Below are 24,417 nucleotides of genomic sequence, written 5' to 3'. Positions count from 1 at the left end.
AGAGAACAAGCTAGTGGAGAAAGACGATGAAAAATCTAGAACAATTGGCGAATCTTAGTGCTACTGCTTACTTATTTTTTTGTTTTGGTAATTTTTAAAAGTGTACCTCTCGCAGAGGTTTGTGTTTTAGGTTATAAATGTAATAAAAAATTCTATAGAAAGAACTTTATTATAATAATTGTTGTTTTATTTATCCTTTTTTAAGTTATTTATTTTTTCAATATATTCAAATTGTTTTATAAAAGAAGAACTTAGAGTATTAGAATAACTAGGGTATAAGTATTCTTATAAAGAGGCTTTTTTATTTGTCGAAACAGAATTTTGACAAGAAAAATAAACCTGAAAAGATTTACTTATGTTTGAAAATAGTGAGAGTGATTCCATATACTTGATGGAGAAAGAGCTGAAAAGATAAAGGCCAATCGATAAAGATCTGAAAGAAATTAGCCAATGGTTGTAAAAGTAATAATCTTTCAAGAAAGATGAAGATTGGTAGATTACTAGTCTGGCGATTTTATTGGGGAGGATTGCCTTTGTGTGTCATTTGAAAGCCCGTTCTATCTTCGAGATGAGAAAAGAAGAAGTGATCCTCCTTTGTTTTATCTCCGTTTTTATCGTTCACGGTGTTTATCAAATTGGATTTTGAGAGCCAAAAATCAAAAAAAGAGCGAATAATTTCAAAAATCAACATTTGATTGCAAAAAGGAGAAAAAGTTATGAAGGATCTTTAAACCCGTGGCCTTTAAAATTCCTGTAAAGGTTTTTAAAAAGTTTTTGAAAGACGAGAAAATTGCTTTTGAAAAACCTTTGAAAAAGTTAAATAAAAAATAAAACTGCTTTGCAATCGGTTTAAAATAACAAAAAAGTAAAAAAGATTTTTTTCTTAATTTTTTCATTGTAGAGCGCTATTATGTCGAATTTTGTGTCATTATCGATGTATTATTTCAGCTTTAATTTGATGCTCTAGATATATAGCTTCCATAGCAAATACTTAATTGGCATAGGTCACAGCCGAAATCTTCAGGATTCGCTGAATTTTCATGAATATTGTGCTCTTCAGTGAGCTCTTTCACCATGAACAAAAAAAGCGTTGGTTAACAGCTTTTTGTGTCATCCATAAGTACAATGAATTTTTAAAAGAGGAAAAGTTAGCTTAAACTCTTTTGTTATCGTTAATGTTATGAATAAGTTGTTGCGATTTTCCATAAAGCTGTGTCGCGAGTTTTTCTCTCTCTTCAGGGGAAGTTTCACTTTTGTATCACGATAGGGTGTGTAGGCACCACGTCAAAGCTTTTGCATAAGTTTAGCAGGAATGGTTGGTGCGTTAAAATCCACTACTTGTGTTTTTTTATGCCCATAAATGTTTCACTCTTTATTTATTACGAGCCAATAAGGATGAGGCTATAGACTCTATGATAGGGCTTCATTCCTTAGTATGGTGACTTCTATGTTACAATTTTGTAATTGTCTAGAATACCTCGTTGTCAATTAGAACCTTATATAATTAAGGAATTACATAAAAACTCCATATTTTCGTTATTCACTTTATTGCACGCAACTGTTTTGTCAGTCTATTTTCTTTTTCTTTTTTCGGTTTTATTGGGTGGAGCAAAAATCACTCTCATGTAAAATTTTGTCAGCAAAATATTTGCTATAAAGCTCTTCTTATGCCCGTTAAAGGGGGTGCTATGATACCCATTCTTTTTAGACAAAATAGATGTTGTTGCACCTGTTTAGGCAGAAGAAAAATTTATGACAATCATAAAAACAAGGGGATCTCTCTCGTATTTTAGCAGCGTAACTCGGTAAAATATGGCTTAAGTTCATAAAAATTTACCAAAAAGCGTTTTTCAGAAGCAAGAATTTAGAAAAAGTTCAGTGAAAGGTTAAGCGCGCTATGGCCGATTGTATCGGTTTTGTCCATCGAGTAGGTTTTGTCGACCGTTTTCCTAAAAGCTATAGTTGCTTTTCCAGAGTAGCAAGACAGTCTGTTACGTTTTTTCTTTTTTACTCTGTATTGTATGACAATTCCGCTTGAAATGTGTTGCCAAGATGTTCATACGCATTTCCCATAATTTTTAAACTACATAAGATAAAGATTTATCAATGTCTCAAAATCAATACGAAGGAGCAAGAGAATTACATATAGTTGCGCCATTGAGCAGTCGTTTTTAGTAGATTGAGATTAGCTGCCGGTAGTTTGGTTGCTGTGGAGGAGAAGAGGTTGGGCGAGCGAAGTGAAGGATGGGGAAGCATGGGTTGATTTCTCATGTGGCTTTGTTCCCTGGTAAGATTGGTTGATTGGTAGAGAAGCTTTTGCTGGGATTTTTCCTGGTATAATAGTTGCTCGTGAGAAAAACTCCCTCATAACATTGGTTTTGCTATTCTTTGCTGCTTTTTAGATCCATTTCATCCATGTTGTTTTGGACGATTAGTCATGGATGATGCTTGGTATCGTTTAACTTTTGATTGATTATAAAGCTGTTTCGTTTTGTAATTGTTTCATCTACAACCAGAAGCTAAGAAAGTGGATCTTCGTTTTATATTATGTATCATTTGTTACAGAGAATACTTTCACAGAAAAAATGAAAGATTTAAATGTGCAAATCTCAATGGAAAATACTTCAATCAGTTTGGTTTCTTTAGTAATGGAGGAAGTATTTGTTCAGTCATGGAGAGGGCAAATAGTTCTATGGAGCAATACTTCAAATAAACTTTGCAATTAAAATGGAAACCTTACTTTTGGTGTTAAGCTGAACGGTTTTGTGTGTGATTTGCTCTGGTAAAAAATGATTGCGTTGGTTCAGCATAAGTGCTTTTTGTTTTTTGTCATTCGGTTTTTATTTCTGTGGGAGTGCGCTTTGTTGAAACTCTATGGTGGTTAGAGACGTGGTGGGTGCGGGGGATGGTGATGTGCGGCAGTGGAAAAGTGTAGAGGCGCTAGAGGTGTATATTTCCTGGTCGTTAGATACTTGACGGTTGTCTGGGAGATATTGGTGGCTGGTGAGGTAGTTTTTAGTGGTTAGTTGTTCGTGGGCTGATTGCCGTAGAAGAGAAGAGGCTGGACAAGCAAAGTTAAAGAATGAGAGAAGGATGGGGGAGTAGGGGAGAAAATTTTAAAAGTTTTGTATTCCATTCAAGGGTTTTTCGCATATGTTGCCATGGTATTTTTATTGGAGTTTTTTATCAGAAATCTATTTGTCTTATTTCTTTAAAAACGTAAAAACGTAAAAACGATAAAACGTAAAAACGATAAAACGGAAAATAGAAGTATTGCACATGACATATATTCTTATCAGTATGATGTAAAGAATGAGCTGAGGTGCTGGTAGCGGAAAAGGGACTGGTGAGTAGGGTGAATAGATGGAGGAGAAGAGGCTGGAGAGCAAGTGAATGGATGGAGAAAGATGGGGTGGTTGCTGGTGAAGAACTTGGGATGTTTAGCTACTCATGGGTTGGTTGCCGGTGGGCGAGAAGGTGGGGGATGATAAGCGAAAGGGGGAAGTGTGTAGAGAATGGCGTGGAGAAAAATGGAGAGAAAGAGGCTTAGAGAGGGGGTGGAAAAGAGAGGCGCAGAGCTTATTTAGAGTGTTTACGGCTTGTATATCCCCAATGGCATGCCAGGAGCTCTAAACAATCTCGCAAATGATCAGCAAGGGAGTTTTGTTTGCGTTTTGAAGAGGTTAAGTCTTTGATCGTTTGACCGTAACCAACAACTTTTTCTACAAGAGAATAACCAAGAACACCAAGAAGAACTTTGACCTTTTGTAAATGATTGGATGCCTCTATTTGTAGTTCAATGGGGTGTGTGTAACTCTGACTGCACGCAACCTTTTGACGTGTATAATCAGGGCTCATATGCAGATCTGCCTGACTTTGGCGCCAATAAATATAGAAACGTTCTGCTGCTCTATATTGTGCTTTGCTGATATGCCCTTTCCCGTATAAAAGCGCAATGGGACGGCTTCGGGCATTGATAATGGCTTTGATGGTGCGTGGGTTGCTAGAGCTTTCTGGATGTGTTGATTGAAAATAAGGATTGCTTGTTTCAATGGCCACTTCTTGCGTCTTTAAATGGCCAAGATGTGGTTGTGCTTCACCACAGTGGAAAGGGTAAAAAGTTGGTGGAGTGTTTTTTCTTTTATTTTGATGGTTCATGTTATCTCCTCGAAAATTGTAAGTTTTGGTTTAAAGAAATTGAATGCCGCTCAATATAAGCTTGTCGAGAGAAAGTTTTTGTGCGTGCTCTTCTGCAAAGAGGGAATCTTTGAAAAGTCTGAGTTGCCTTCATTGTTGCGAGTGCCATTGGTCTATACTCATGAGAGAGTACGGGGTGCATTGGTGTTGCGTGGTTTGTTGTTTTTGAATTGGTTGGTGCATTGTGAGTGCTGTCTTTGCTTTTATGGGAGCAAAGCATTTTGGTTTTAGCTGGCTTTGGTTCTTGGGTGAGTGGGGGTTGATCTGTATTGTTGGAAGTGTCCTTAGTGTTGCCTATGAAGGGAGATTTGCTGATGAAGTGACAAAGTGTTTTGGTGTTTCATGGGGTTGGTACTTAGAGAGGTTAGTGTTTTGGATTGGGTGTTCCAGATAACGACGTAGGGTTAAAGGGCGTTCAGAAGAACAGCGATAGCGATAAGTGTGCGGGTCAAACCAAAGACCTATTTTGCCTTCAAAATCACCAGAACGTTGTTTGGCGATATTCATAATCACGCCTGGACGTTTCTCTAAATCTGCTTTTTCTTGCTCGAGAGAGGCAGCAAAAATTTTGTCTTCTAAGGATCGATTGCGCCAGATGGTGATGATATTAAAAGCATTGGCACCAATCTCTGAGGCACCTTTAATGTCTTCAGTGCCTGGAATATCCTTATCCAAACTGCCTTTGCGTGCATGGGCAACAAGATGAATGTGTACATTGTTTAAAACAGCCCAATCAACCATTTTATAAACTGCTTGTTCTTGACCAGTATAATCATCTGAGGCAATGCCTAGCCGCATGAGACTGTCTATGACAAATTGATCGCAGCCATAGCGCGCACGGCAATAGTCAAAAACATCCAGCAATGTGTCAACGCTCGATTTGCCAACATGCTCATAGAGAATAAGTCCGTTATCTAAAAACTGTAAAATTCGTTCAATCATCTCTCTTGTTGGTTGTTCTAAACCTCCGGTTTGTTTCGTTAAACGGCGCAAGGATTGTGCTCCTTTCATCTCTAGAGAGGCTAAGCAAAGACGACTATTTTGCGAAATCCAATGGGGAATACAGTCTGATAACAGTTGGCTTTTTCCAGCACCACTGGCGCCACTCCATAGCGTTAATTCTGCTGGGCGAAAATATAGCTTGCCGTTGAGTTTAGGATAGGGAACCGTATAGCCAAGATGCTGTTTAGGTTCTGGCCAAAACAGACCGATAACTTGATCTTTATAGTTTGAGGCGCGTCGTAAGCCTTCTGGTGCAAAGCTTTTTGCTGATGAAAAAGCAGCTTTTATGGTGGCTGCATCAATACCAGCGATTAAACAGTCATTGGCATCCTTGCGGGGGAGTTGTACACGGTAGCAGCGGTGACGACCAAGTCTGTTGGCAATCTCATATGCTGCTTCTTCGCCAGGCTTATCCATATCGGTGGCTAAAAAAATGGTTTCAAAAGATTCTAAATGATCAAATTCATTTTCAATCCAGTTATGTTTACCTCCGCTGCCTCCTCCAAATGGAACTGAAACTGCTGGATAGCCATAGGCAGCTAGCGAGAGGGCATCAATTTCTCCTTCAGTGATGACAAGTGTACGGTTCGTGAAGCAAAAGACCTGATCTGTTGGGGTAGATGCGTGGTGCGTGGAGCACACTGTGCGATCTGTAAGAGAGGATGCGTTTTTCGTATTTGTCTGCAAGCTTGTGGGTTTTTTGATGTTTGCCTGTGAAGGGTTAGAGTTTTCCTCGTTTGTTGGTGTGGCAGGAAGGCTTTGGGTGTTGCTGTTTGTGTTGGCGGCATGGTGCATGGAAGAGGGTACGTGGTTTATAGAGGTAGGGGCATGATGTGTGAAGAGTGGTGTGTGGTCTGTTGGGGTAGGTATGTGATGCGTGGAAGGAGATGAATGGTGCGTAGAGAAAACTATGCGATCTGTGAGAGAGGATGCGTTTTTCGTATTTGTCTGCAAGTTTGTGGGTTTTTTGATGTTTGCCTGTGAAGGGTTAGAGTTTTCCTCGTTTGTTGGTGTGGCAGGAAGGCTTTGGGTGTTGCTGTTTGTGTTGGTGGCATGGTTCATGGAAGAGGGTACATGGTTTGTGGAGGTAGGCGTGTGGTCCATGGGGTAAAGAGCTTGCCAGCCAAACAAGATTGCTTCACATTGTGCTGCTGTTGGTTTTGCTTTTGCTCCCGCTTGTGCCAATCGTTCTTTTACCAAAGCAAGGGTGCCATCAGGCTTATAAAAGGGGAAAATGATTTTTTCACCCTCTTCTCCTATGCGGTAACGTTTTAAAATCTCAAGGGGAATACTGCGTTCTCTGTTTAAGTACGTCTTCACCAAATTTTGGGGTATGCCTCCTTTAGGAACTGGTGGACGCCGATAGGAACGATGCGGTGCTATAAAGGGTTTGTGGCGCGTCAGATTGAGGATGGCACGTGCTTCCTCTAAGGCTTGAGAGAGGCTAATCCCTTTGACTGCACACCAAAGGTCTAAAAGATCACCGCCTCTGCCTTCTGCAAAGTCATACCAGAGACCGGCTTTACTGCCGCTCAAGCAGACCGATAAACTTTGACCCGCTTCTCCTCTTGTGTTGCCGACAACCCAATCGTTGCCACGTCTTCGCCCCTGTGGAAGGAGCATTTCTGCTATTGCGCTTGTTTGAGAGATAAGCTTTTGTTTGATTTCAACAATGGTACTCATGTTCATTCCTATGATCGTTGATGAGATGCTAGAGGGTATCGTTGTTGCTCCAAGGCGGTGCTGGGGATGTATGAGAAGAAAAAATAGCAAGTCTTTCTTGATGATTTTTTATCCGTTCAATCTTACTTTGAAACTCGTTGCGCTATGGGATTTGCCAATCTACAGTCAGTACTTCTTTGCCGCTTTTTGCATGCCAGTAATTACGACATTTTTGCCAACGCGTTTTTTTTCGCTCAAACCTGATGAAACCATTGAGGCAAGAACTCGGTTTATTGAGGGAAATGTGTGGTCTTTTAGGGTAGGTGTTTTGGTGTGTGGAGGTGGATGTGTGGTTTGTGGGGGAGGAGGCATTTTGTGTATTTTCTTGCAAGCTTTTGGGGTTCTTGATGTTTGCCTGTGAATGGTTAGAGTTTTCCTCGTTTGTCAGTGTAGCAGGAAGACTTTGGGTGTTGCTGTTTGTGTTGGAGGCATGGTGCATCGAAGAGGATACGTGGTTTATAGAAGTAGGGGCGTGATGTGTGAAGAGTGGTGTGTGGTCTGTTGAGTTAGGTGCGTAGCCTGCAGGGTAAAGAGCTTGCCAGCCAAACAAGATTGTTTCACACTGCGATCCCGTTGATTTTGCTCTTGTGTTCGTTTGAGAGATAAGCTTTTGTTTGATTTCAACAATCGTGTTCATGTTCATTCGTGTGGTAGTTGATGAGACTGCGGTAAAGGGCATTATTGTCGCTCCGAGGTGGTGCTGGGGATGCATGAGAAGAAAAAATGGCAAGCCTTTCTTGATGTTCTTTTATTCGTTCAATCTCGCGGCGAAACCAGTTGCGCCATGTGGCTTGCCAATCTACTTTCAGCGCCTCTTTGCCGCTTTTTGCATGCCAGTAATCACGAAATTTCTTTTCTTGCCAACGCGCTTGCTCTTCACTCAAACCTTCTGAAATCGCTGCACCGATGTCTGCTTGCCAATCGCTCGGAAGACGTTGTCCTTTGGGGAGTATTGGCCGGCTTGTGGCTTTGCCGATAGAGCCGGAGAAACTTGCTTGCTCTCCGCTAGAATCAGCAAAGTGCTTGCTGTTCTCTTGTTCTGGAGGTGTCGTAAGGGTACAAGCCTGTGTGGATGTGCATCCAGAACATAGGTCTGTGCATGCTGTCTCATACCTTTTCTCTTCTCCTGCTTGCATCAAAAAAAATGGCTTTTCTGAAACACCGTGAGGTGTTTCCTTTTCTTCTCCCTTCTGAGATTCTGAGTTACGTTCATTATCTCTTGCTCTCTCGTTGAGCAGTCGTTGAATCTTAGCATTGATTTCCTTGCGTTTTTTTGCCGAAGAACGACCCGCAAAGGATTTTTGTTCAAGCAATTTCGCTCGCTCATAAAATACATTTTCGCACCGCTTATTCCATAAACCATTCGCTAAATTTAAAATCTTTCCCTCTCGTACAAGCATTTCTAAAACATTTACAAAAGTTCGCTTGTCACAACCGCAAAGACGCGCTAAACGTTCTACCGATAACTCTAGAGGACGACCACGTGCGTACATTTCGTTAAGGAGAATCGTATAAATCCCAATTTCGTGTGCCCGCATTCCACGAACACCTCCTAGAAAATCATTCTGATACCAACAAACATAGGGAAGCGTACACGATTCATAATATGGAGTTTCTTGTTGATTGGCGTGTTGCATACTTCAATCCACTTTCTTCTTTTTTTTATGTTTTTTTTTTCACAACAAAACCAAAACAATGTTCTTGTGCAGTTGTTGGTGTGCGATTAAAGTTTTTACGCTTTAGTGCAATGTGTTACAGGTTTGTTGCGGTTGTTCTGTTAGAGAACGTGCTCTTGAAAGGCTTTCGTACACTCTGACAGCTCGTTGTGCATGTTCGGGTGCATGCTTACAGTTTGAGATTGTATAGATGACAAAGGGTAAACAGTACAAAACTTGAGAGACGCACGGCCTTTCGGGGGGCGCCTTTTCGCATCCTTTGGGGTGGGAAAGTGTTCTTTTGACCCGAAAATGAGCTCTTACCCCCCTAAAAAAGTAAAATTTGTTTCCTTAATTTTATCCTTTTTGGAGGATAATGCAAGTCTGTTTTATAAAAAAGGACGTGTTTTTTTTAAAAGACGCGCTATATGGTGAAACTATGTATATTAATGGTTGGCGTCAAAGACTCGCGGCAGCACTTGAAAAAAGTGGTCGGTCTAAAAGATCTATCTCCCTCGCAGCCGGTAAAGGTGCGGGATATCTTCATTCTATCCTCATTGAAGGAAAAGAACCAACAATTCAATCTTTAGCGCGCATTTGTCATGAAATTAATATCAGTATGAATTATATTCTCTATGGACAGGGCGCTAGTCCTGAAGATAAAGAGTTCCTTGATCTTATTTCAAAGCTTTCTCCTCAGGAGAGGCAGGCAATTTTGACTCTTTTGCGGCGGCCATCCGACGAAGCATCAAAATAAGTTCTTTCTGTGTTTTTAAATCAAGAGTACGCCAATACCTTATCAGTTCTAAATCACTCATTTTAGCTCTCCTGTCTGTTTGTGGTTGCGTTGAGTAAGAACAAATAGAGAACAATACAAGGCTATGAGGTGAACAAAATAAGGCAAGTTTTTATTCACACATGCCGTTTGGAACGTCGTATAGACTAAAAATATATCTTTTATTAAGGATAAAATAATTTGACATCTCTCCCATAGAGGAGATAAGACTAACGCTATATTTGACTATGTCAAGATAAAGCTTTGGTTTTAACTTACAAAGGGGGGAAATCATGAAAAATATTCCATTCGTTAAAGAGGACGAAATTATCATACTTCTCTGTGAAGATGAAAGTTGTGATGTTATTGAAGGACCGATCGAACAAGTCGAAGAAGTGCTCGAATTTATTGAAGAGAAAGAAACCGTTCAAAGAATCTTACGTCTTGATCTTACAACACTACATGCCGATGATGTGAGTGAGCAAATCGCTGATGCATACGTCCTTAATTATGAAATTGACGAACAGAATACCCAATTTCAGCCATTCATTCTCAATAGTGATGCCTATCATGCTTATTTAGATGAAAAAGTCGCGTGCGAGTATGAAGATAATCTCTATGGTTCTTACGAGAAACAGCATCGTTTGCGCCCATGTGACGTCTTGAACGATTACTGGTGGTAAAGATCATGGCACGTTATCTGAAGACTTTTTATCAGGGATTTCCACTTTATTACGCGGGAAATGCCCAAAATAAAATCAGACTCGAACCACAAAAACACAATGCTGTTGTTTTCATATCGCAAAAGGCTGCAGAGTGTATGGCAAAAAAATTGGCAGAGAAATATCTACGAAATGATTTTTTCGTTGTGCAACAGCATGATTGAAAATCTTTTGTCATAGAAGCTCAGGAAAAAAAGCCATTAGAATTCTTCAGATTGAAGATGTGGCTAGCTAAAAGTCCTTAAGTCCTTCAGATTAAAAGTTCTTTAGGGTGGAGATTCTGCGGATCGAAGATTCTTGGAGCTTTTATAACAGAACAGAGAAGTTACTTGGTTTTTCTGAGAGAGTGTTTAGGTGGGGCGGCTACGGGGGTGTATGTTGGGGAGAGGTGCAGAGCGTCCATGGGGAAATGTAGACTTTATTGAGGAGGGATCATGTTGAGTCAATGAAGTAAGGACGTAGACTTAGAAATCCTCTGTGATTTGATCGATAGCTCTTTAAGATAAGCATGAAAAATACTCAAAATGCTTTATGTCTGAGGTGTTTTGGGAAAAGCTGTATTGTGTTTGATGGAGGAGGCAGAGATTGCGAGGTTAGTGACAAGGGAGAAAGCCCTTCAGACTGAAGTTTCTTTGGACTGAAAGTTTTTTGGATCGAAGATTCTTGGGGCTTTTATAGCAGAACAGAGAAGTTATTAGTTTTTCTGGGGGGGAGCGTCTAGGTGGGGCAGCTAAGGGGAAAGTGTTTATGCTGGGGAGAGGTGCAGTGCATCCGTGGGGATGCGGGCCCATGTTTGCAGGGGGATCATATCGCACAATGTTTCAAAAATATTGGAAATAGCGGATGGGTTTCGAAAGAGGTGCTGCTTTATAAAAAAGACTTCTTCAAGTCTTTTTAAAGAGTAAAGATGCTTCAAAAATCAGGGGAGAATAATATGCCAATTATTATCGATTGTATTCAAGGAACAGAGCAATGGCATCAGGTGCGCAATGGCTTGATTACGGCGTCTTTGTTTGAAATGGTGATGGCACAAAAAAAACAGGGGCAAAAAACCTCAAAATATCATGCTGTTATGAGAAAACTCGCGGGAGAAAGAATCACCGGAAAAGTCGTCGAAGAGGCAACAACGCTTTCCATGCGCCGCGGTACAGAATTGGAACCAATTGCACGCGAGCTTTATGCTACACTCACGCATACTGAGCCTCAGTCTGTTGGTTTTGTTCTGGCTGATGATCGCATGAAAGGGTTTTCTCCCGATGCTTTTATTGGAACAAATGGACTCTTGGAAATTAAAACAAAAAAACCTGAAATCTTGATCCCGCATTTTACGCAAAAAAGTTTTCCCGCAGAGCATAAAGCGCAATGTCAGGGAGGATTATGGATCGCCCAACGCGAATGGATCGATTTGATGCTCTATTGGCCTGATATGCCGCCTTTGATTAAACGCGCTTATCGTGACGAAGCCTATATTCGCAAACTGGAAAGTGAGATTAACCATTTTAATGAGGCTTTGGAAATTATGGTGCAACAAATTCAGGGTGCCAAAACAGCAGAAAGCGTGAGAAGCCAAAATGATTCAGAGGAGAGTATAAGCCGGCAGGCGTGTGAGAGGAGAGGTCTCTCCGGGGCAGAAAAGGCAAAACAAAGTATAGGAAGGGAAAGAAAAGAGGCGGATTAGCGCAGTACTAAAAACCCACAGAAAATACCGAAACAAAAGTTTACAAGAGTGTTACTAGATTGCGCGCAAGAAAACCGCTAAACAATGGTGCTGCGAGAGAGGATTGAACTCTCGGCCTCTCCCTTACCAAGGGAGTGCTCTACCACTGAGCTACCGCAGCACTTTTTCAATTCCTGCGCTGCCTTGTGCCATATTGTCATAAAATAGGCAAGAGAGCATTTATGCATTCTTGAAAGAAAATACGTCTTGTGTCATGACGTATTTTCTTTCTTTATATAAATAGTAATGGATTGCTTAAAAATGCTCAAGACTCCTCAAAAGGCTGTGCAATGACACAAATGTATCAAAACCAAAAGCAAGAGAAAATGAATCATCAAGAACAAAAACAAAAACAACGTCAGGAAAGATTGGCGCAACAATTGCGCCAAAACTTAAAACGTCGAAAAGAGCAAAGTCGAAAAAGGGCGCAAACAGAACCCTAAAAAGAATGCCTTTTACGGCTTCTTTGCAACCAAATTTCTTCATGATTCGTTCTAAAGTTTGGGATTCGTTCTAAAACCATCACGAACAATAAATTCCTAAGGAAGCAAAAGCTTTCGAAGGGGGAATGCAAAGCAAAAGAAGGAAAGTACTATGGATTCTATTGAAATTGTTGGGGGGAAAAAACTGAAAGGTACTATTCCTATCTCAGGGGCAAAAAATGCTGCATTGCCTCTTATGATTGCTGCTTTGCTCACCGAAGAGACCCTTTCTTTAGACAATATCCCCCATCTCGCTGATATCGAGCTGTTAATCCGTATCCTCAATAATCATGGTGTCGGATATGCCGTCGATGGGCAAAAAAACCATACCGATTGTATTCATTCAAGAACAATTCATTTTACCGCACAAAAAATAACCACAACATATGCACCATACGATCTCGTTCGAAAAATGCGTGCAAGCTTTTGGGTGATCGGGCCATTGCTCGCACGATGCCGAGAGGCCTATGTTTCACTGCCAGGAGGGTGTGCTATCGGAACAAGGCCTGTTGATTTTATCCTCGAGGGACTCAAAGCTTTAGGCGCTCGTATTACTATCGAAAATGGATATGTTCATGCTAAGGTCCCAAAAGAATTAAAAGGTGCTCACTATCGTTTTCCTAAAGTCACTGTCGGTGGAACGCACGTTATGATCATGGCTGCAGCAACCGCAAATGGAACAACCGTCCTCGAAAATGCTGCTTGTGAACCTGAGGTGACAAATCTTGTTCAAGCCCTTAATGCAATGGGAGCAAAAATAACCGGTGAAGAAACAAAAACTCTTATCATCGAGGGTGTTGAAAAACTTAAGGGAACAAGAATCTCTGTCATCCCTGATCGAATCGAAGCTGGAACTTATGCAATGGCTGTTGCTATGACAGGGGGCGATGTGGTGCTCAAAAATGCTAACTCTCACCATCTTACACAGGTGCTTAAGATCCTCCAAAAAACTGGCCTCGATATCGAAATTAAACCTCAAGAAATTCACCTTAAAAGAAATCCACGGCAAACAAAAATAATGCCCGTCGATATTAAAACAGGTCCTTATCCTGCTTTCCCAACAGATCTCCAAGCCCAATTCATGGCTCTGATGACACGTGCTCAAGGAACCTCTCATATTACCGAAACAATTTTCGAAAATCGCTTCATGCATGTGCAGGAACTCTCTCGTTTGGGCGCGAAAATAAAGCTCGATGGTCGGACAGCAACTATCTCTGGAACAGAGAGCCTACAAGGTGCACCAGTAATGGCAACCGATTTGCGTGCCTCTGTCTCTCTTGTTATCGCCGCGCTTGCTGCAAAAGGAAAAACTACCGTCAATCGTGTGTATCATCTTGATCGCGGGTTTGAGAGGTTGGAAGAAAAATTAGCACGTTGTGGGGCTACCATTCAACGCATAACAGTATAATTTCCTTTTTACTCTTTTCACTCCCTTCGGGGTTTATCCCTGTCTTAGTGTAGTTTCTTCAAGCTCTCTCCTTCCTTTTATTAAGCACTTTCTTTCGAAGAGGGGTGCCCTAAGAAACGTCGCTCCAGAAAGGTTTTCCATCGAAGATGAGGCAGCTCTTTAAAAAAATTATCGTGGAGGATGGTCATCTGTCAGATTTTCACCTTGAAAAATGGTATTCAAGGGAGAAAAACTTGAAAAGAAAACCCCTCAAAGAATGAACTAAGGAATCACCGTAGAAGAAGCTTTCTCCTCCCCAAATCCCCGAAGTGGGCAAAGGGGGTTACCAAAAATCTGGACTCTCAGGCTTTAAATGGGGACCAATCCGTACCGGTGAGACCTTTGCTGCTAAACCTGTTTTCTCTGAAATCTCAACCGCTAAACCGCAAAGTGTTGCAGGACCTCGCGCTGGCTCATAACGATCTTGCTTCTTCTTATAAAGAAAACGGTGTAAAGGTTCTTCCTTATCCATTCCAAGAGATGAATTGTAGTCTCCGCACATCCCCGCATCCGATAAATAAGCAGTGCCGCCTTCTAAAATTTGCGCGTCAGCTGTTGGAGTGTGCGTGTGAGTACCTACAATAACGCTGGCACGACCATCAAGAAAATGACCAAAACATTGCTTCTCACTCGTCGTTTCTGCGTGAAAGTCAAAAATAATCGCATCTGCTTGCTCTCTCAAAGAACAGGCAAGAAGAATCTTTTCAGCCATTTCAAACGGATCATCAACTTTACACGGCATAAAAACACGTCCCAAAAAATTTGCTACAAGAACACGCGCTCCGTTCTTTGCCGTAAAAACACCTGAACCTTTTCCTGGAGTTTCATTAGAAAAATTGGCTGGACGTAAAAAACGATCATTCTCATGTATATAGCGCATTATTTCTCTGCGTGCAAAAGCATGGTTTCCTGTGGTTACAACATCAACACCTGCCATTAAAAGATCTTGATAAGTCTCTTGCGTGATCCCAAAACCACCAGAGGCGTTTTCACCGTTCACCACAACAAAATCAAGCTGCCATTTTTTAATAAGCCCTGGAAGCTTTGCAAAAACAGCGCTACAACCCGTTTCTCCAACAATGTCACCTAAAAATAAAAAACGCATGAGCGTTTTAATCATACTTTAGCGTTTTAAGAAACCCTTTTCTGTAAAAACGCCCTCTACTATCAGATCATGTTCTGCATGAGGAATGGAAATAACTTCCTGGCACGAAAAGCCTAAACCCAATAAAGTAATTTGATGCCCTTGTTTTTGAAGACTTTCAATAGCACGATCATAGTAGCCTCCTCCATAGCCAAGACGGTGACATTGACTATCAAACGCTGAAAGGGGGACGAGAATAAGGCTTGGAACAACAACTGCATTTTCTGCACCAGGACCCAATGTGACAAAGCGCATAGGCTTTAAAACCGTGTTTTGTGAAAATGTACGAAAAACCATGGTAGTGGAATCAAGCACTGCCGGTAATGCTAAACTTCCACCACGCGCTCTTATGCAATCGAATAAAGGACGTGGATCGATTTCTGATTTGATTGGCCAATAACCCGCTAGAATCATACGTGAAAAATCTTCCCCCCTTTGTTCAAGGAGATGCATCAGGTGAGAACAAGCTTGCTGCGAAAAAACATCCCGCTCTTGTGCTGAGAGTGCATCGCGTTTGGATAAGCCGCTCTTGCGTAACTGTGAGCGAATCGATGAGACAGATTGCGCGGTTTTTGTGTCTTGGGTCATTATTTCTCAATTATTTCATAAATGGCGAAAAGGTGTAATAAAATAAGCTATTCTAAAGCTAGCTCTCATAAATCTCTTAAAAAGATCAAAATGATTTTCCCCCCGCCAAAAAGGACGATACCATTTTGCTACATTTGTGCAAAAAGTGATGATTCACAACAACCGATGAAAAAAGTTGATCCCTGGGAACCTACAAAAATAGGTGGGTGCCATATGAAAAAGCCCACGATTTTAATGCAAAGAAGCTCCAAAGGACAATACCATCTTGTTGCATTTGTGCAAAAGTGGTGATCCACAACAACCGATGGAAAAAGTTGATCCCCGGGAACCTACAAAAATAGGTGGGCGCCATATGAAAAAGCCCACGAGCTTAATCAGGGACAGCTCCCTTGGAAATCACTAAGGTCTCAGGAATACATTATTTCCTGTCGCGAAGCGTAGAACACCGTTCTTATTATAAGACAGTTTGAAGTCTTCAGCTAGAGAGAAAATGATTTTGCATGCAATTCTTTTCTTGTACTTTCTTTGCCATTATTATTCTCAAAATGAAAATCAAATAGTGAATATTCAAAATGGTTTGATAAAAACCTCATCTATATTATGATCCTTGGTTAAAAACATATTATTTATAGAATATGAAAACTTTCGCTCAAAATGAAAAAAGAAGGAGAAGAGCATTCCACTCTTAAGGGAGTAAGTGAACTTGCGGTGATTGCTCGTCTAAAAGCACATTAAAGTGCTTTTTTAGCTTTTGCATTTGTGGGTAATATTCCAGTGCTCTTTCATAGGCTTTGAATGCAAACTTTGGTGGTTGTGTTGCTTCCATAGTAACCTCCAAGCTCAAATGCTCTATAATTAGCGCGGTTCGAGTTTTAGAGCATGATGCAGGTCAAGCATGGCAAGTTTAAAATCACTCAGTTGAATATGCACAAGCACCTCCGCTTCAGTTTTCAGTATAAGTTGGTAAAAGCACAAGGATGTAATCACTAGTTTTCAGGGGTAAATTTAAAGAGCTTGCGGTGATTGCTTGTTTAAAAGCTCTTCAATGCGCTTTTGTAGTTTTTGCATTTGCGGATAATATTTTAGTGCTGTTTCATAAGCTTTGAGTGCAAGCTTTGGACGTTCCGTTGCTTCCATAGTAATTCCAAGCTCAAAAAATGCTATATAATTGCGCGGTTCGAGTTTTAGAGCATGATGCAGGTCAAGCATGGCAAGTTTAAAATCACTCAGTTGAATATGCACCCAAGCGCGCCTTACCCAACCTTCAGCGTAAGTCGGTGAAAGTGCAAGAGCATTGTCAATATAATCAAGAGCAAGACCATAATTGTCAGCATTAATAGCATTTTCTGCCCATAACATCAAAAGATCAATTGTCTCACTGCCCGATTGTGACCATAAACGCTGAAGTTGCCGACTGATCTTTCTTGCTTTTTCAACATCAGCACAAAATTTCAATTCTTTGAGTAAGCGTAAAACTTCTACTTCTTTTTGTTGTTCAGCTCTCTGGGTATGGGACTGGTGGGCGGCGTCAAAATTTTCAAGAATGGTTGCTGCCGAATCAGAATCAGGCTCAGTTGGTGTTGAGGCAGAATCGTTGGGGATCAGATCATCTAAGGGCAAAAGCAATTGTGGAGAAGGAGATTCCTCAGGAAGTGAAGGAGGATTTTGCCCGTATCCGCGAGAAATAAAACAAAGATTGCTTACAAAAATAATAAAAAAAACCGTAAAAAAAAGCAAAAAAATTTGTTGAAAAATACAAAAGCTGCGTAATTGTAAAGTTTTTAAAAAAATAAAAAACTTCATAAAAACAAATCTTCAAAAATGAGGGACCAACCAACCGATTGGCGATGCAAAAACAAATTTCCAAAAGACCAAAAAGGTTTAATGCCTGCAAAAAAGCAGGCACAAAAACCATCAGCCTTGACGCGCTCTAAAACGTGGATTCGTTTTGTTGAGGATATAAACACGACCTTTGCGACGCACCAAACGATTGTTACGGTGGCGTTCCCTAAGTGCTTTAAGCGAATTTTTAATTTTCATCATACTCACCGTTGATAGATATTTCTCTAACGCAATGTCATAACTTCAAGCCTCTAATCGCATTCTCATAGCCACACGCTGTAAGAGACAACACTGTATCTAAGACTGTGATTGCGTCATAACATCTTGTTATGCACTTTTTCATTGTAATCACAAAAGAAAAACGCACCTTTAATATAGCACGCATTAAAACACTTCATCAGCACAACGAATAAGTGAAAATTACAAAAAAATCTACCTTATTTCTAACAAGAAGTCTTATTCTTGTCAAGTAATCTTCCCTTACAAATTCCCTATAACTTCTCAGCCGTGCAGGATGTTGAAAGAGCTTGGGATAAGGAGCAATTTGCCCACCAAAAAGTAGGCTGATGAGGTGTGAGAGAGGTTTTTGGAAAAGATTTCCTGAGGAAAATTTGCGCTGGGAGCATTGGGGAAGCGTGAGGGCTGTACGGGTGTTGTGGAGGCTGGCGTAACAGGGGAGATTAACGTCTTGTCCAGAATGATGCTCCTTAAAGTCTTGGTTTGCTTTGAGAAAGAGTGCGTGCTTTTGTCAGATTTTTCTCAGGATTAAGCAGTGTTACGTTTGGAAAAAGCTATGGCTGACGATTTGTTCGTTTGCACTTTGCAATTAAGTCGCGGTGATCGGTTATGTATTGCTAAAGGTGATGAGTAAGGCTTTCGAAGATATTTCAGGGGAGGCGTGAGAGTTGTTTTAGGGGGATGTTCTGAGAAATATGCTCTGAACGAAAGATTTTGGGGTGTTATTCTTGAGAAGATAGTGGAGTGATATTGGGAGTGCTGTATCTGATGAGGTGTTTTGACAGAAAACTTTTAAGGGTAATGCTCGAAGGTGCCGTTGGAAAGCTATACTGCTGTTTTGCGTCTTCCCTTGCACACCAAGAGTAAGCGTATGAAGAGTCCTGAAAATTGTTGTCCTGTGTTCAAACAGTGTAATGAAATATATTCTTTCTCACATAGGCTACTGTTTGGGGTTACTGTTTGGATTTAGTAACTGGTCCCGTTAATTGGATGACATGCCCCATTTTGCGCGTCGGCTGCAAAGAGCTTTTGCCATATAAGTGGACTGATGTATGCTCTTGTGTGAGATAATATTTGAAATCTTGCAGATTGCTGCCAAGAAGATTGATCATCTCGCAATTGCTATGTCGGTATGTGCTCCCTAAAGGAAGACCGCAAATGGCACGGATATGCTGTTCAAATTGTGAAGTTACGCACGCCTTTTGCGTCCAGTGACCAGAGTTATGAACACGAGGCGCCAATTCATTCACTAAAAGGCTTCCATCCATTAAGACAAAAAATTCAATACAAAGAATACCTACATACTTTAAGGAATCCATAACCGTTGCACTTATTTCTTGTGCTGCCTTCTGTACCGAAAACGGAATACGTGATGGAACAAATGATTTGTAAAGAATGCCGTTTTGATGCTGATTTTCAGGGCAATCATAAAAAATATGTTCTCCTTGTTTCGTGCGTGCCGAAAGAACCGAAATTTCCGATAAAAAAGGAACAATTTCTTCCAAAATCAATGCCTGTTCCTTAAAAGTCATAAATGCTTTCTCTAGGGCTTCTTCACTGGGATGATTGAGCATCATCTGATTTTTTCCATCATAACCAAAACGTCGTGTCTTCAAAAGACCACGACCGCCTAACTGGGAAAGTCCCGAAAGCAGAGAAGACATATCATCAACAGCATACCATGATGTCGTTTTGATGCCTTGCTTTTGCAGAAATTGCTTCTCAAAAAGCCGATCTTGCGTAAGCTCTAATGCCTTCGAAGAGGGATAAACTGGCTTGCTTTTCTCTACATATTGAACCATTTGAAGGGAAAGATTTTCAAACTCATAGGTTATAACATCACACAGAGATATAAAATGATCTAAGGCTGAGTAATCATCATAGGGTGAAACAATATGGTCGTTTGTTGTTTGTGACGCTGGGCAATCCGTTTCAGGGCAAAAAACAACCGTTCGAAATCCTAGTTCTGCTGCTGCTATGGCTAACATGCGCGCCAACTGTCCTCCACCTATTAAACCGATCACGCTTCTCGAAGGGAGAATATTGGATGAAGAAGATACGTTGGATGAGGGGAATGTATTGGGTGAAGCGAACGTGCTGAGTGAGGAGGATGTGCTGGATGAGAACAGAATGTTAAAAGAGTCCGTCATTTTAAACCTCAATTGTAGGCGTTTGCGCAACACTAGCTGTTTGTTTCTGACGCCAATCGTCTAACCGTTGTGCTAAATGATCATCATAAACTGCCATCACTGCTGCCGCTAAAAGAGCTGCGTTAATAGCTCCTGCTTTTCCAATTGCTAACGTTCCAACCGGTATTCCTGCCGGCATTTGCACAATTGAAAGTAAAGAATCTTGACCAGATAGAGATTGTGAGTGCACTGGAACTCCAAAAACAGGAAGGGGAGTGAGTGCCGCTAGCATACCAGGAAGATGCGCTGCACCGCCAGCTCCAGCAATCAAAACTTTAAAACCTACCGCTTTTGCTTCTTTCGCAAATTGGTAAAGTCGTTCAGGAGTTCGGTGGGCTGAGATAATATGTGCAATATGAGAAATACCAAGACAGGTTAAAATATCTGAACTATGGCACATCGTTTGCCAATCCGATTGGCTGCCCATTAAAATCGCTACGTCGCATGATTTTTTCATCGTTCTACATCCTTTTCAAACGTTCAAGGCGATTCTCTCTCCTTACTCTTTAAGAGCCTTACAGGCTTTTGCAAAGTTAATTGATGACAGAACAACAGTTTTTTTCAATTTCACTTTCCTTTTTAAGGTGGGCTATAGAATGTAAGATACAGTAAACAATAAGGGGGATTCATGGTAAATATGAGGACCTGTAAAATATTGAAAACAGCTCGTTTATAAAGCTATGAATTACTTCTATGAGCTTGGATATTTAAAGATAAATGGATTGCGAATGCTCTGCTCGTTGTGCAGTGTTTTATTTTGCGTGATTTGGCTGAATGAAAAAACGCCAAGATAATTGCTAAACAACTTGTAAAATTTGCTATTTTATTCATCGCAATTTTGTTTTTATTGGCAAGCTTCTCGTTGACACTTCATGTATTAGATCGAAAAAACAATACTGAAAGAGCTTTACTTTTGAATATTTTTAACTTTTTTCTTTATCAATAGAGTTAAACCTTAATTTTTGAAAACGTTAATTGTTCAAAATAAAAGGAAATAGAATGGCAAAAAACAACTGAGATTAACAGAAGAGGTTTAGAAAAATACCTATACGTTAAGTTAAATTAATCTGTGTTTTCCAATTTATTTTATACATAAGGTAGAAAATTTAGAACATTATGGTGATTGTTGGGTTGGGGAGAATGCTATGGTTTATCGGAGAGGTTAGTGTTGATGGTAATGCTACAGTGAGTGGCTACGCAAGAATCTATGACTCTGTTTATGATAATGCTAAACTTTCTGGTTATGTAAAGGTTTAAGAGAAAATATATGGGAATGCAAAATTAACAAGTATAGAATTTGCTCATACAACGTTTGAGGTTTATTAATGGCACTAACATTGTAGATATTGTCGCTACAGCAGCGTAAATAACGGGCACGGGGAGCGACTGCTTTTAAATAGAAAAAAGACGTAGCATAGAAAGATGCGATTTTATTATTAGGATTTATGATATTTTAGATTAAAAATGAATATTTTTCTTGTATCAATATACGATAAATCATGATTATAAGCTTTAAACATAAAAGATTTAAAGCCTTCTATAAATTGGTACTATCGAAGAGATTACAGCTGCACATGCTGAAAAACTCAAGCGTATTCTCTCTGCTATTGAAGTCGTTATATAATAAAATGATTTAAATTATCTATCTTTTCGTCTCCATTCGCTAAAGGGTGATCTCAAGGGTTATTGGTCAATTACTGTAAATGGAAATTGTCGCATAATGTTCTGCTTTGATGGCATAATTATCACTAAAAAAGATTGCTAAACAATAAGAAAAAATCCTCTACATCTCGGTGAATTATTGCGTGAAGATGTGATTAAAGAATTTGGTTTGTTTGTTAATGAAGCGGTTACACGTCTTGGTATGTCGCGTTTCGCATTTTCTAGAGTTTTAAATGGAAAAGCCGCTATTAGTACTAATCTCTCTATTCGGCTTGAAATGGCTGGTGTAAGTACAGCACGTGCTTGGCTAATTATGCAAACAAATTATGATTTATCGAAAGCTTTAAAACGTAAACAACCTAAGATAGATCCACTTTCTACGCGTTTACGCTAGTATCTTTATACCATATTATAATCCTTTCTTAAGGTGCCATTATTAGCTCCCACTGATAATCATGATTTTGGATTCGTGTGTGAAGGACAAAATAAGTTGTTTGATTATGGAGTCAATGACGTTATAAGGTGCCCTGTAAGGGTTTCTTTGACCTTAAAACCAAGGTTTATTAGTTTCCTCAAAAAACGCAGGTTATGATGTCATAATTTTGATGAAAGGTCAGAAAGTTTGAGAGACGGAAAGCCTGTCATTTTACAAGTAAAGCGATGTATAGGGAAGGGAACGCGCCGTCATATAGCGCTGTAGTGATCAACCTATACAAGAGAAAGCAAGCTTAAAACACACACAATTATCATCGTTAATGAATCAATGTTTATTTTACAGGGATTAGATTAAATTCATTTAAATAAATCAGAACGTGTTCCTGTTCTATCACAATGAACATGTTTATCATTCACACTATCAATTAACAACCAATCTGGTTCTTTATGAAGATCACAACATGCTTTCCAGTTCCCTTGCAAAGCATAATCTTTTAAGATGCCTGGTAATTTCTTCTTATTGATCAGAAGTTGCATAACCTCTGTTAATTTATACATATCTTCTCCGCATTTTTTCGCTCTTTTTAAACTTACCAGAATAGCTAACTGAACGCATAATTAAATATCGATTTGTTTAAACAAGTCTTTCATATCTTGTGCGTAAAAAATATCTTCACCTTTGTTCGTTTTTTCAAAAGTTTTAAGCGTTTCTGTATTAGGAATATGCATTTCAAACGGCAATTCTTTTTCACTAACAACTTTAGTGAGAGCAATCCCTCTAAAATCAGACACTGTAAGTTCTAGAGCATTTTATATTTTTTCATGTGCTTCTTTTTTTAATTTTTGTCTATGCGTATTCATACAACATCTTTTGAAGCCATTGCTATATTCTATAGTAAACCTCCTTTGATGACCTTTTTATCATATGGCTTAATTGAGCTACAAAAATGAGGTTTTTTAAGAATGCCTTTGTCTCTTTAGTTTTGTTAAGTAAATTTATTTGAAAATTTTGACGTTTTTAAATTTTTCAAAAATTGATTTAGTTCTGATTGAAACTAAAGAATTGTTTCATTTTTTGATTTTGGTTTAATAGTTTTTTCTGTATGTCCATTGTTCAGTCTTTCTATGCAATCTTGATTCAACAAAGCATAGAAAGAGTGTTCTTAAGTGTTAACGCATGACGTTATTTCTTTCTTTGTCTGCTTATCTCTCAGTTTTTTTAATAACTTCTGCAGCGAATGCTTCAAAATTACTCATTACAGCGTTGAGGTCATTGATTTCCTTTATATTGAGGTCACAATGAAAATCTCCAGCTGCAAAAATCGCTGAGAATGCATCACATTCGTTGATTTCAGTTTCAAAGGTATCAATTTGGTGATTTTTTCTAAACTGAGATGAGACAAAGTGAGAAGCTCTAGATTTGGCAACAACTTTAGACTGAATAAATAAAACAGCGTGAGTGATAGAACGGCGTACAGCTTTTATGTTTCAATGAATTTCTTTAATAATCATCAATGATGACCAAAACATTTTATTGCTGTTCCTTCATTGAAATGATGACGAAATCAGACTGACTGGTAGTTATAGCTAGTTAAACGAGATGCCGTATCTTACAAATCGACAATGATAAATGGAATATAAGCAGAAGAGGTGTAATAAGGGGACGGTGAGAGGCTGAAAGGTATAAGCAGAATATAAAGTTGACAATTATAACCAAAATGTGTATAACAAAAAAATAACAAAAATGTTTATAACACAAAATGTGCACTGCTTTATTTCATAGCAGAAATCATTTATAAATTTAATTATTAATAAGGGAATTTATCTCATGAAACGTATTGTTTTAACTGCAGCTTTGTTTTCTATCTTTTCTTCAGTATTATCTCCGGTAACGGCTAATGCTCTGCCGGTGGGAAATAGCTGGGGAACTAAGAGTGATGCGATAGTCGGGCAACTTGTAACAAAAAATGGTTTTGGAGACAGAGAGAAAAAGATTCTTCAAGAAATCATTGTTCCTGAAAGAAAGAATCTCTTTACATATAACAATGACAAATTTAAAATTCAAAAGAAGTACCATGCAATTCTTAGGGCTATGGGAATGAGGAATGGTTGTATGGATCTTGACCCGAAGGAATATAGTGGCCAAAAATGGATGTTATGCTCTATTAATTAAAAGTAGTAAAGAGAGAACGACTCTTGATGAAGAAAGTGTATCTTGTTGTACGAGATTCACTTTCTTGCAAAGAAACGCCCTTGTTTTAGCAGTTTAGTCTTGGAAAAGCAGATTGGTTGGTGCGTTTTCTGGATATGTCCTAGATATATCAGCTACGATAACAGGTAATATGGTGTCAAAGTGGTCAAGTAAGAGCTCTTCTTTTGGGTGAAAAAAGTCAGAAAGGGACTTTTTTGTCTCTTAGCTCTTTTTAATAGCTTTTAGCGAAGCTTCTTTTAAGCTAAAGTAAGCTAAAAACAAACAATTTTTCATGATTGAATTGTCTATCATGACATAAAGTGGAAAGAGAAAAGCTTAAAATTTTAAATGTTGAGAACGTTTTTGAATAATATTCATAATTGCACTAAAAACTTCAGAATTCAAATCTT

At 39.4% G+C, this 24,417-nt stretch carries 22 protein-coding genes, 1 tRNA gene, 1 other RNA gene and 1 pseudogene; 11 read left to right on the top strand and 14 right to left on the bottom strand.

Features of this window, described 5'->3' with window-relative positions:
• Nucleotides 1–3,579: 3,579 nt before the first annotated feature.
• Nucleotides 3,580–4,158, bottom strand: coding sequence for a hypothetical protein (locus O9A_RS00310; RefSeq protein WP_034457677.1), 579 nt, complete (start codon nucleotides 4,156–4,158; stop codon nucleotides 3,580–3,582).
• Nucleotides 4,159–4,491: 333 nt separating this feature from the next.
• Complete coding sequence (locus tag O9A_RS00305; protein ID WP_034457675.1) at nucleotides 4,492–6,882, bottom strand: bifunctional DNA primase/helicase; 2,391 nt, start codon at nucleotides 6,880–6,882, stop codon at nucleotides 4,492–4,494.
• On the opposite strand from O9A_RS00305, the gene O9A_RS00300 reads away from it, so the two are divergent.
• Nucleotides 6,881–7,282, top strand: coding sequence for a hypothetical protein (locus tag O9A_RS00300; RefSeq protein ID WP_034457673.1), 402 nt, complete (start codon nucleotides 6,881–6,883; stop codon nucleotides 7,280–7,282). The two genes, O9A_RS00305 and O9A_RS00300, sit on opposite strands and share 2 nt — an antisense overlap.
• 259 nt (nucleotides 7,283–7,541) lie before the next feature.
• Here O9A_RS00300 and O9A_RS00295 read toward each other — a convergent pair whose 3' ends face one another.
• A complete protein-coding gene (locus tag O9A_RS00295) occupies nucleotides 7,542–8,558 on the bottom strand; it encodes a YdaU family protein (RefSeq protein WP_034457671.1) in 1,017 nt (338 codons plus the stop codon).
• 457 nt (nucleotides 8,559–9,015) lie between these two features.
• On the opposite strand from O9A_RS00295, the gene O9A_RS00290 reads away from it, so the two are divergent.
• From O9A_RS00290 to O9A_RS00275, 4 genes are all read left to right on the top strand, one after another.
• Nucleotides 9,016–9,333, top strand: coding sequence for a hypothetical protein (locus O9A_RS00290; protein WP_034457669.1), 318 nt, complete (start codon nucleotides 9,016–9,018; stop codon nucleotides 9,331–9,333).
• 311 nt (nucleotides 9,334–9,644) lie between these two features.
• Nucleotides 9,645–10,034: a hypothetical protein gene (locus O9A_RS00285; RefSeq protein ID WP_034457667.1), complete on the top strand. Its 390-nt coding sequence runs from the start codon at nucleotides 9,645–9,647 to the stop codon at nucleotides 10,032–10,034.
• Nucleotides 10,035–10,039: 5 nt separating this feature from the next.
• Nucleotides 10,040–10,237 carry a hypothetical protein gene (locus O9A_RS00280; protein ID WP_034457665.1) on the top strand — a complete coding sequence of 66 codons (198 nt, stop codon included), beginning with the start codon at nucleotides 10,040–10,042 and terminating at the stop codon, nucleotides 10,235–10,237.
• 770 nt (nucleotides 10,238–11,007) lie between these two features.
• Nucleotides 11,008–11,751 (top strand): lambda exonuclease family protein, encoded by a 744-nt coding sequence (locus O9A_RS00275; protein ID WP_034460134.1) that lies wholly within the window; start codon nucleotides 11,008–11,010, stop codon nucleotides 11,749–11,751.
• An 85-nt stretch (nucleotides 11,752–11,836) separates the two neighbouring features.
• Here O9A_RS00275 and O9A_RS00270 read toward each other — a convergent pair.
• Nucleotides 11,837–11,911 (bottom strand) — tRNA-Thr (locus O9A_RS00270).
• 169 nt (nucleotides 11,912–12,080) lie between these two features.
• Here O9A_RS00270 and O9A_RS08070 point away from each other — a divergent pair.
• Nucleotides 12,081–12,233, top strand: a complete 153-nt coding sequence (locus O9A_RS08070; protein WP_195890906.1) for a hypothetical protein — start codon at nucleotides 12,081–12,083, stop codon at nucleotides 12,231–12,233.
• 151 nt (nucleotides 12,234–12,384) lie between these two features.
• Nucleotides 12,385–13,680, top strand: coding sequence for a UDP-N-acetylglucosamine 1-carboxyvinyltransferase (gene murA / locus O9A_RS00260; protein ID WP_034457661.1), 1,296 nt, complete (start codon nucleotides 12,385–12,387; stop codon nucleotides 13,678–13,680).
• Nucleotides 13,681–14,002: 322 nt separating this feature from the next.
• Here murA and O9A_RS00255 read toward each other — a convergent pair whose 3' ends face one another.
• From O9A_RS00255 to purE, 8 genes are all read right to left on the bottom strand, one after another.
• Entirely contained in the window at nucleotides 14,003–14,824 is an 822-nt protein-coding gene (locus O9A_RS00255) for a TIGR00282 family metallophosphoesterase (protein WP_034460131.1), read from the bottom strand.
• Nucleotides 14,825–14,842: 18 nt separating this feature from the next.
• On the bottom strand, nucleotides 14,843–15,451 hold the full coding sequence (locus tag O9A_RS00250) for a 5-formyltetrahydrofolate cyclo-ligase (protein WP_034457659.1): 609 nt from the start codon (nucleotides 15,449–15,451) through the stop codon (nucleotides 14,843–14,845).
• A 285-nt stretch (nucleotides 15,452–15,736) separates the two neighbouring features.
• Nucleotides 15,737–15,898, bottom strand: a non-coding RNA gene (gene ssrS, locus O9A_RS07505) — 6S RNA.
• Nucleotides 15,899–16,136: 238 nt separating this feature from the next.
• A complete protein-coding gene (locus O9A_RS08145) occupies nucleotides 16,137–16,277 on the bottom strand; it encodes a hypothetical protein (protein WP_245262460.1) in 141 nt (46 codons plus the stop codon).
• Nucleotides 16,278–16,456: 179 nt separating this feature from the next.
• On the bottom strand, nucleotides 16,457–17,254 hold the full coding sequence (locus O9A_RS00240; protein ID WP_034457655.1) for a tetratricopeptide repeat protein: 798 nt from the start codon (nucleotides 17,252–17,254) through the stop codon (nucleotides 16,457–16,459).
• 111 nt (nucleotides 17,255–17,365) lie between these two features.
• Nucleotides 17,366–17,491 carry a type B 50S ribosomal protein L36 gene (ykgO, locus tag O9A_RS00235; RefSeq protein ID WP_011181208.1) on the bottom strand — a complete coding sequence of 42 codons (126 nt, stop codon included), beginning with the start codon at nucleotides 17,489–17,491 and terminating at the stop codon, nucleotides 17,366–17,368.
• A gap of 992 nt (nucleotides 17,492–18,483) precedes the next feature.
• Nucleotides 18,484–19,680 (bottom strand): 5-(carboxyamino)imidazole ribonucleotide synthase, encoded by a 1,197-nt coding sequence (locus O9A_RS00230; RefSeq protein ID WP_034457653.1) that lies wholly within the window; start codon nucleotides 19,678–19,680, stop codon nucleotides 18,484–18,486.
• A 1-nt stretch (nucleotide 19,681) separates the two neighbouring features.
• A complete protein-coding gene (purE, locus tag O9A_RS00225; RefSeq protein WP_034457651.1) occupies nucleotides 19,682–20,176 on the bottom strand; it encodes a 5-(carboxyamino)imidazole ribonucleotide mutase in 495 nt (164 codons plus the stop codon).
• Between the two features lie 659 nt (nucleotides 20,177–20,835).
• Here purE and O9A_RS07865 point away from each other — a divergent pair.
• The 3 genes and pseudogenes from O9A_RS07865 to O9A_RS00220 all read left to right on the top strand — a co-directional run bounded on the left by O9A_RS07865 (nucleotide 20,836) and on the right by O9A_RS00220 (nucleotide 21,775).
• Complete coding sequence (locus O9A_RS07865) at nucleotides 20,836–20,976, top strand: hypothetical protein (RefSeq protein WP_154656352.1); 141 nt, start codon at nucleotides 20,836–20,838, stop codon at nucleotides 20,974–20,976.
• Nucleotides 20,977–21,406: 430 nt separating this feature from the next.
• A pseudogene (locus O9A_RS08590) lies at nucleotides 21,407–21,484 on the top strand (hypothetical protein); the annotation flags it as partial.
• Nucleotides 21,485–21,487: 3 nt separating this feature from the next.
• On the top strand, nucleotides 21,488–21,775 hold the full coding sequence (locus tag O9A_RS00220) for a HigA family addiction module antitoxin (protein WP_034457649.1): 288 nt from the start codon (nucleotides 21,488–21,490) through the stop codon (nucleotides 21,773–21,775).
• Nucleotides 21,776–22,173: 398 nt separating this feature from the next.
• On the opposite strand, the gene O9A_RS00215 is transcribed toward O9A_RS00220, so the two are convergent.
• On the bottom strand, nucleotides 22,174–22,374 hold the full coding sequence (locus O9A_RS00215; protein WP_034457647.1) for a type II toxin-antitoxin system mRNA interferase toxin, RelE/StbE family: 201 nt from the start codon (nucleotides 22,372–22,374) through the stop codon (nucleotides 22,174–22,176).
• Between the two features lie 60 nt (nucleotides 22,375–22,434).
• Entirely contained in the window at nucleotides 22,435–22,608 is a 174-nt protein-coding gene (locus tag O9A_RS00210; protein WP_245262459.1) for a type II toxin-antitoxin system RelB/DinJ family antitoxin, read from the bottom strand.
• A gap of 1,036 nt (nucleotides 22,609–23,644) precedes the next feature.
• Between O9A_RS00210 and O9A_RS00205 the strand changes: the two genes are divergently transcribed.
• The gene (locus tag O9A_RS00205; protein ID WP_051665502.1) at nucleotides 23,645–23,989 is read left to right on the top strand and encodes a hypothetical protein; all 345 of its coding nucleotides are present in this window, start codon (nucleotides 23,645–23,647) and stop codon (nucleotides 23,987–23,989) included.
• Nucleotides 23,990–24,417: the final 428 nt, after the last annotated feature.

Origin of the sequence: Bartonella koehlerae C-29 (assembly GCF_000706625.1) — a bacterium.
GTDB classification, from domain to species: Bacteria; Pseudomonadota; Alphaproteobacteria; order Rhizobiales; family Rhizobiaceae; genus Bartonella; species Bartonella koehlerae.
Note: the sequence above shows the minus strand (reverse complement) of the source record. Positions and strands in the feature narration are given on the sequence as shown.